Origin of the sequence: Peribacillus psychrosaccharolyticus ATCC 23296, from assembly GCF_000305495.1 — a bacterium.
Classification (GTDB): domain Bacteria; phylum Bacillota; class Bacilli; order Bacillales; family DSM-1321; genus Peribacillus; species Peribacillus psychrosaccharolyticus.
Map to the genome: position 1 here is coordinate 1 of NZ_AJTN02000054.1, position 7,304 is coordinate 7,304.

Annotated in this window: 11 protein-coding genes; 2 read left to right on the forward strand and 9 right to left on the reverse strand. The window is 37.7% G+C overall.

Annotated elements, in window-relative coordinates; translation table 11 throughout:
* Positions 1–151 precede the first annotated feature (151 nt).
* Positions 152–643, forward strand: a complete 492-nt coding sequence (locus WYK_RS05130) for an HXXEE domain-containing protein (protein WP_040373516.1) — start codon at positions 152–154, stop codon at positions 641–643.
* Between the two features lie 18 nt (positions 644–661).
* On the opposite strand, the gene WYK_RS05135 is transcribed toward WYK_RS05130, so the two are convergent.
* The 4 genes from WYK_RS05135 to WYK_RS05150 form a co-directional block, all read right to left on the reverse strand.
* Complete coding sequence (locus WYK_RS05135; protein WP_040373517.1) at positions 662–1,165, reverse strand: GNAT family N-acetyltransferase; 504 nt, start codon at positions 1,163–1,165, stop codon at positions 662–664.
* 51 nt (positions 1,166–1,216) lie between these two features.
* A complete protein-coding gene (locus WYK_RS05140; RefSeq protein ID WP_040373518.1) occupies positions 1,217–1,741 on the reverse strand; it encodes a GNAT family N-acetyltransferase in 525 nt (174 codons plus the stop codon).
* Positions 1,742–1,884: 143 nt separating this feature from the next.
* Entirely contained in the window at positions 1,885–2,706 is an 822-nt protein-coding gene (locus WYK_RS05145; protein WP_040373519.1) for an SDR family oxidoreductase, read from the reverse strand.
* Positions 2,707–2,772: 66 nt separating this feature from the next.
* Positions 2,773–3,036, reverse strand: coding sequence for a hypothetical protein (locus WYK_RS05150; protein WP_051387316.1), 264 nt, complete (start codon positions 3,034–3,036; stop codon positions 2,773–2,775).
* Positions 3,037–3,263: 227 nt separating this feature from the next.
* Between WYK_RS05150 and WYK_RS05155 the strand changes: the two genes are divergently transcribed.
* Positions 3,264–3,857, forward strand: coding sequence for a VanZ family protein (locus tag WYK_RS05155; protein ID WP_040373520.1), 594 nt, complete (start codon positions 3,264–3,266; stop codon positions 3,855–3,857).
* A gap of 168 nt (positions 3,858–4,025) precedes the next feature.
* Here WYK_RS05155 and WYK_RS05160 read toward each other — a convergent pair whose 3' ends face one another.
* From WYK_RS05160 to WYK_RS05180, 5 genes are all read right to left on the reverse strand, one after another.
* Complete coding sequence (locus WYK_RS05160) at positions 4,026–4,322, reverse strand: hypothetical protein (RefSeq protein WP_040373521.1); 297 nt, start codon at positions 4,320–4,322, stop codon at positions 4,026–4,028.
* Positions 4,323–4,364: 42 nt separating this feature from the next.
* The gene (locus WYK_RS05165) at positions 4,365–4,781 is read right to left on the reverse strand and encodes an HIT family protein (RefSeq protein WP_040373522.1); all 417 of its coding nucleotides are present in this window, start codon (positions 4,779–4,781) and stop codon (positions 4,365–4,367) included.
* Between the two features lie 108 nt (positions 4,782–4,889).
* Positions 4,890–5,525, reverse strand: a complete 636-nt coding sequence (locus WYK_RS05170) for a hypothetical protein (RefSeq protein ID WP_040373523.1) — start codon at positions 5,523–5,525, stop codon at positions 4,890–4,892.
* An 84-nt stretch (positions 5,526–5,609) separates the two neighbouring features.
* Positions 5,610–5,810, reverse strand: coding sequence for a paeninodin family lasso peptide (locus WYK_RS05175; RefSeq protein ID WP_040373524.1), 201 nt, complete (start codon positions 5,808–5,810; stop codon positions 5,610–5,612).
* A 93-nt stretch (positions 5,811–5,903) separates the two neighbouring features.
* A partial coding sequence (locus WYK_RS05180) for an ABC transporter ATP-binding protein (protein WP_040373525.1) occupies positions 5,904–7,304 on the reverse strand: 1,401 nt, incomplete at its 5' end.

Genomic DNA, 7,304 nt, shown 5'->3' on the forward strand with positions numbered 1-7,304 from the left:
ATAAAGCCAAAACAGACGCAAAAAAAGGCGGTTTCAGCCATTTATACCTCTGTACCGATCATATCGGGTTATATGAAAAATACGGATTTGACTATATTGGTACAGGCTATCATCCATGGGGAGATCAGTCTCGTGTGTATCAACTAACAGTATGAAAGGCAGAAGGAATGATGCGCTATTCTTTTGTTTAGCACTTACCGTACATAATGTAGAAGAAGCCCTATGGCTCCCCCAATGGTCTCAAAATGGTTCCTCATTTCAGAAACCTGTCACATCAATTGAATTTCATTTTGCACTGTTCATTATTACGGCACTTGCCTACTTACTTTCTTTTCTATATATACGTTTTCCCAAATCCAAAATAGTGAAAAGGGCATTTATAGGCTTTTTAGGCTCAATGATTTTCAATGCCTTTTTTCCGCATCTTCTTGCCGCCGTTTCTATGAAAACATACGCCCCCGGTCTTGGGACAGCGTTCTTCTTAAACATCCCAATTAATACCGTAATTCTTTACAGATTATATAAGGGAAAATGGATTACCCTAAAGGAAATTCTACTAGCTACACTGGTTGTAGGCATTCTTTTACTAATACTCATTCCTTTTTTATTTATGCTGAAAGGAGCCTTGCCGCATGTAGTGTAGGCAGGCTCTTTTACTCTCTCAAAATGAAAGAACCATCAAATCTTCATCAAAATAGTGTCCCTGATCCTTTAAGGCATTACGTTCTGTCCCATAGATTTCAAATCCCAAAGACTTATATAGGTTCTTTGCGTGGTCATTATCGGATACAACAGTTAATTTAATTTGTTCTAATCCATCACAATTCTTCGCCCTGCTTATCAGTTCCTTCATCAATGCTTTTCCTAAACCCTGCCCTCGACTGCCGGGCGCTATGTACATGCCAAAAACATTCCCCTTATGTCTGTTTTTAAGATCGTTTTCCCGGATAAAAGCAACCATTCCAACTAATGAACCACTATGATCAAAAGCACCAACAATGTACTTGTCCTTTGTCGGCTTGATTCGCTCCATTACCATTTCTAATGAAAATTCCACCTCTCTCTCATAGGTTGAACCAAAAGCTTCTGGGTTCATTTTCAATGCATCAAGTCGCAATTCCTGGTATATATGTGCATCAGATTCATTTAAAATACGAATATTCATTATAAATGTCCTCCGTTAGTTTTAGCTGACATTCGATAACCTAACATCAGCCTATAATTGATTACCTTTAGTCCATTTATAGAAGATAAAGTTTACTTTTTGATCATTTATTTCGAATTGTTCGTCGCTAGTACCCACAATCTTCTCAAATCCGTTCTTTTCCAAAACCTTTTGAGAAGCTATATTATTAGTAGTTGTTTTCGCTTTAATAACTTCAATGGTTGTATCAGTGAGAGATTCTAAAAGTATTGCTAAAGCTTTACTAGCAATGCCTTTTTTTGTATATACTTGTCCAATTCTGTAACCAAGATGACAAACCTTTCGAAATTCATCAAAATCAACTAAATTAATTCTTCCTAAACCATTTTTAGTTCTATCTTTGATTAAATAAAATTGTGATAACCCTTGAAACTGTTCATCAAGTAAGGCTGCTAGGATGTTGTTGAAAACGTCTGGAGTGAAATACTCATCACCACGAGAATGGACCATTTCTTCAAAGAAAATTCTATTTTTCAGTTCAAATTCAAGCAAATCTTCAGCATCTCTTTTTGACAATCCTTCAATTAATATAGTCATTGGATAACGACCTTTCTATCTTTATTGAATGAGGGGATATTTGAAGGTATAAGACACTTCATAATTTTTTCTGCTCTCCATATAGTTACTGCTGTCTATAATGTATAGACAGCAGTTGACGTTCGTTTATTCACTTTTTACGATTACGATTGGCTTGCTTTGACTTTCGCGAGATTTGGAATGGTACCGCCATCTACTCGTAAATCAATTCCTGTAATATACGATGCTGCATCACTTAATAAAAATTCAACGGCTGTTGCGATTTCCGATGGCTCACCTTCACGTTTTAATGGTGTAATGGCAAGTAATTGAGCCATTTCTTTTTGCTGTTCAGCTTCCTGCCGTCCCATCGGTGTGTTAATGGTTCCTGGGGATAAGGAGTTGATACGCGCTCCTTTTTGACCCCAATGCCATGCTTGGTCTTCAGCGATTAATTGAACGCCCAATTTAGACAATGAATAGGCAGCACCTGCGTTACCTTGTGCAAATTGCTCCATAGCATCCACAGCATTTTCAGCTAATGGATTTTTAAGCACTTCGATAAATGGACCTTGACGCGGTGCCATATAACCACTCATTGAAGAAACAATGACTACTGAAGTACCTTCTGTAGCTTGTTCGTAAAATGCCTCTAGTACAATCCCTGTCCCCACTAGGTTAACCTCAGTAATACGACGGGAGTCCGCCATTGTTGGAGAAAGTCCAGCAGTATGGATTAACCCTTTTAATCTACCTAATTCTGCAGCCTTTGCAGCTAGAGCCGCTAAATTTTCTTTTGATGTAATATCAACCGTTTGGTAATGTACATCGGTTATCCCTTTACCAGCTAATTCCTCTTTTGTCTGCACTAAGCGCTCCTCTGAAATATCAGCAAGTAAAACCGTACCATATTTCCCTACTAACTCCGCTGTTGCTTTCCCCATACCACCTGATCCACCGGTAATAACATAAACATTATTCGACATGAAAAAACCTCCTATATTAGTAATACTATAAAATACAACCATAAGCATGTTCTCTTTTTCTGCTTTTTATCCTACCATTGGTGCTGTCACCAACATAAGAATAGAAAGAGTGACCAAAGTTGTACTCACTTTTTTAGGCAGCTTCTTTTGACCTTTTTTTACAAATCCTGAGAATTGAAGCTTATTCCGATACCAAACAAATAGAAGAATAAGAACAGAAATACTTATTAACAAACCGCCATTGCTGTCATTAACCTGTACGCCAAAGCTCGAATAAACCCAATGTGCAGCGCCACTCATAATAGCCCCAAAAACTAATAAAATGGCCATTATTCGAATGCATTCTTAAATCATCCTAATCAATTGCTTCCTCCTATCTCAATGGATTACTACTCTCCTTACAGTATTAAATCTCATAATCTGTTGCACAGGTTAATCGTATCATAGATTATTGATTTATAAACAAATTATTCCATCATTATCTTTCGTTCAATTGATATTTTTCATCCAGCTTGTTATACTGACAGCTACTAAATGAACAGAATCTTGGTGATGTTATGAAACGAAGTATCGTGTATGCTCAATTACTCTTTCTCGTCCTGTTACCTGTTTGGTTGAAATTAACCAGCTATTTGAATCCGCTTGTGATCGTTGTCATCTGGTTTACCCTCACTATTTTTGTCGTAAGTGTGACTTGCTGGTGGAAACAAGAAAAAATGATTCTGCCCATCCAAGTCCTACATACAGCAGCCAGTCTTTATACCTGCTGTCTGCTGGTTTTATTATTTTTTAGACCCAAAAATCAAAACTACGACACTATAAATCTCATCCCATTCGATACGATTCTTTTTTATCTATCCGGAAACGTTGATTTTCTGATTGCCTTTTATAACCTAGCAGCCAACATCTGCTTATTCATTCCATTTGGTCTCTACTATGGCTTTTGGAAACAAACACCTACTACCAAACAGGTCCTTTTCATTTCGACCTTCGCGATTACTATCATTGAACTGATGCAGTTTTTCACCAAAAGAGGCAGCCTGGACATTGATGATTTACTTCTTAACGTACTCGGTGTATGGTGCGGCTTCCTGCTTTACCCGAAAATCAAGAAAATCTTGATAATCAAAAATCTCGCTGGAACCTGCTAAGGGCCGAATGTATGTCAGTATGGGCCGAATCATTTTGGTTCTGGGCCGAATCCGCACAATTAATAGCTCTGTTTTCGGATATTCCAAGTCCTGACACTATAAATGAGAGGAAAATCAAAAAAAAGATGCCCTTTACCTGTCCTTTTCAGGATAGATAAAGAGCATCTTTTAATTTTTTCTTTGTTTAGCATCCGTCTTATGTCTATAGGCTATCAATCCCGTTTTTAAGGCGGCGTAATTACCTATGGCAGCATAGCCATAAAACCATCCCATAAAAACACCTGCAAGAATACTATGTCGATGACTGATGAATATAGAAATGGCTAAGCCTAGTATGAGTGCCGTAAGCGCTGCATATTTGTTGGGGAGTTTAAAAAACATTTTTATTAATTGTGTTAGAATCATCACTACCGGTACTGCAATCACAGCATCCCAAAAGTTTGTATGGATGGTGGGAAAATCCATGTAAGGTCACCTCAATGTTAGGGTGCCCAACTCATCTTGATTTTAACACCCTTGATGAAAACTCGCTGTTAAACTGGCTTGTATATTCATGAAATCATCTCCATTCATACTGATTTCCGGTTCGACCCATGAGAAACCATCATCTTTAAACCTCGGAACAATATGCATGTGATAGTGTTCGACATCCTTAAAGATTCCGTTGTTCTGCATAATCGTTAGTCCATCTGTGTTTAGTATGGATTCGAGTGCTCTTGCTGCCCTTTGTGCAACCATGATGACCTCAACCAAACTTTCTCGATCCACTTCACTAAACTCTTGATAGTGCTTTTTAGGTACAACCAAAACATGGCCTTTATTAATGGGATCTCTGTCTAAAAAGCAACATACTAGTTCATTTTCATAGACGATATAAGCGTCCATTTCTTTAGAAACAATTTGACAAAAGATGCATTTGGGCATTTCCAACCTCCATATTTTTTTGAAAATAATACCATATCAAAATCATTAGAGATACCCATTGGTTAAAGTAAAACAAAAAAGCCAACTTGTGTTGACTGGAAAAGGACTCTACATGTTCGGTTTTATTTTATGTACTATTTTAGCTAGAATTATCTTTATTGAAAGTGATTGATCCCATTTAGGTTTCTTAGAGGACGAGCTCATCGCAAGTAAATTCTTGACCATCTCTTCATCCCGCATGATTTTTTCGATATCAAACACAATCGGAATGAGTGCACTTGATGGACCTACCAAATCCTTGCCTCTTTGCTCAACGGCCAACCCAAATGAAATACGAATCATACGATAAAACTTCTTTTCCATAAGTGCCACATAGTATTTTGGCTTATGTGTTAGTGCATGGTCATAGAAGACATTCATAAAGTTTTCGAAATACCCTTGGCGATGAAATTCCTTGTTTAAACAAAGTTTATCGATCTCCCAAACTCTATTCTGATTTATTCTTATATCCTCAAAGGTAGAGAAAGGAAATCTTCCTTCGACGGTACTGTCTGGATTTTTGGGATTATACGGGATGAACTCAATCGTTCCTATCACTTTTTTCTTTTTTTCAGGCAGCAAAAGATTGTATCTGATTCCATCCTTTGCATAGGGATCATTTTCCCAGTTATATTTCTCACAAAAATACTCCCAAGAATCTTGAAATTGTTTTTGCTGTCTTTTGGTACTCACGATTTCATACATAGAATCCTCCGCTGTTTTATAAATGAATGACAAGCTCTTATACCTTTTCTCAGGATGAAAGCTAAAGTATAAGAGCTTGTTAAATTAACTATCTAAATCTGGCGGAACCGTTGGAGTAGGACAAGTGCCATGATGGCCTTTGTGGCCACAAGGACCTTTACCGCCACCGCCACCGCCATGGCCTCCTCCGTTTCCACCGCCATTTCCACCGCCGCCGCCGATTCCTTTCATTGTTAAACGAACATCAAGAATTTCAATTTCTGGATTAGTCCATTCTTTTTTCATTATCCACTACCCCCATTTTCACTCGTTTGGTTTCTCTCAATTTTTCTATAATCCACAGAAATAGTTCGTTAAGCAACACCCCCTTTAAAGGTATTATTGAATACTCTCCATCTGTCTTCCTAACAATTTACTAAACATTTTATTTTTTTCTTGAGATAGTTGGTTAAACCCTCCTTGCTGGATGACTTGGCCTTCTTCTAATACGATAACTTGATTCGCATTACGAATCGTTGACATTCGATGAGCGATGACTATAATTGTCATTTTCCCTTTTAAGCGTTCCAATGCTAATTGAATGTTCGCTTCACTCTCTGTATCAAGCGCACTCGTTGCTTCGTCTAAAACAAGGATAGTCGGTTTTCTCAGAATGGCTCTAGCCAATACGAGCCTCTGACGTTCTCCACCTGAAAGTTTAATGCCGCGGTCCCCGATTAACGAATCCAATCCATTTGGTAACTTTCCTACAAATTCAGCTGCTGAAGCGAAAGATAATGCTTCCCACATGTCTTCTTCACTCGCTTCCGGTTTTACGAGCATTAAATTTTCCCGAATACTAGCATTGAAAAGAAATGGGTCTTGGGGTACATAGCTTAGCGAACTTCTTAACGACAGCAAGTTTTCTTTCGTTAACGGAATTCCATCTAACAGCACTTGACCTGACTCTGGTTGGTTTAGCCCCATCAATAAATCGATTAACGTACTTTTACCTGCTCCGGAACGCCCTACAAACGCGGTCATTTCATTTGAAGGGATCCATAAATTAATATCCTTTAAGGCATATGTTGTTTCATTTTTGTTATATCGAAAGTGAATATTTCGGCATTCGATTCCCTTTTTCAAATCCAGTGCTTTAACATTTTCTTGCTGCTGAAATTCCGCAGCTTGTTGACATTCCTCTTGAAGTCTTTTCACCGCTTTAAAGGATGGCAAGGTCGTAGCAATTTGCTCTAGTGAGGATTGAATCCCCGCAACTCTCGGCCATAACCTGCCGAATATTAAAATAATTAACATTAACTGTCCTGCTTGAGCCTGGAACATTTTGATAGCGACGAATATGAAGATAATCATTAATAGTGAAGAAGCTACTTTATAGTATAGCTGTGAAGTTGTTTTCATCCTCAAATAGTCTACTTGTTCCAACTCCATATTTTTGGTTATCAAACGAAACCACTGCATTCTGGATTCTTCTAAGGAATTACTTTTAATATCTTTTATCCCATTAATTTGATCAGTCGTTCCTGCATAAAATTGCCTAGCTAATTCATAATTACGATTTCCTAATGCAAGAGATTTTTTTAGGAATTTCCGATTGAGAAAGACGATAAAGACACCACTAATTAAAACAAAAATAGTAATATTTGGTGACAACCAGAAAGCGAGAGCAATCTGTATTACCGTAAAAATGAGTGAGGCCATAAATTGTAAAAAGGCATGGATTCCTCCACTGGTACGTGTTACTTCAGATAATAATAAATTGATCAAATCGGACTTTCT

Excerpts from the sequence above, each read along its gene's own strand:
- WYK_RS05130 (WP_040373516.1), top strand. The coding sequence starts at position 152 with ATGAAAGGCAGAAGGAATGATGCGCTATTCTTTTGTTTAGCACTTACC.
- WYK_RS05135 (WP_040373517.1), bottom strand. The coding sequence starts at position 1,165 with ATGAATATTCGTATTTTAAATGAATCTGATGCACATATATACCAGGAA.
- WYK_RS05140 (WP_040373518.1), bottom strand. The coding sequence starts at position 1,741 with ATGACTATATTAATTGAAGGATTGTCAAAAAGAGATGCTGAAGATTTG.
- WYK_RS05145 (WP_040373519.1), bottom strand. The coding sequence starts at position 2,706 with ATGTCGAATAATGTTTATGTTATTACCGGTGGATCAGGTGGTATGGGG.
- WYK_RS05150 (WP_051387316.1), bottom strand. The coding sequence starts at position 3,036 with ATGGCCATTTTATTAGTTTTTGGGGCTATTATGAGTGGCGCTGCACAT.
- WYK_RS05155 (WP_040373520.1), top strand. The coding sequence starts at position 3,264 with ATGAAACGAAGTATCGTGTATGCTCAATTACTCTTTCTCGTCCTGTTA.
- WYK_RS05160 (WP_040373521.1), bottom strand. The coding sequence starts at position 4,322 with ATGGATTTTCCCACCATCCATACAAACTTTTGGGATGCTGTGATTGCA.
- WYK_RS05165 (WP_040373522.1), bottom strand. The coding sequence starts at position 4,781 with ATGCCCAAATGCATCTTTTGTCAAATTGTTTCTAAAGAAATGGACGCT.
- WYK_RS05170 (WP_040373523.1), bottom strand. The coding sequence starts at position 5,525 with ATGTATGAAATCGTGAGTACCAAAAGACAGCAAAAACAATTTCAAGAT.
- WYK_RS05175 (WP_040373524.1), bottom strand. The coding sequence starts at position 5,810 with ATGAAAAAAGAATGGACTAATCCAGAAATTGAAATTCTTGATGTTCGT.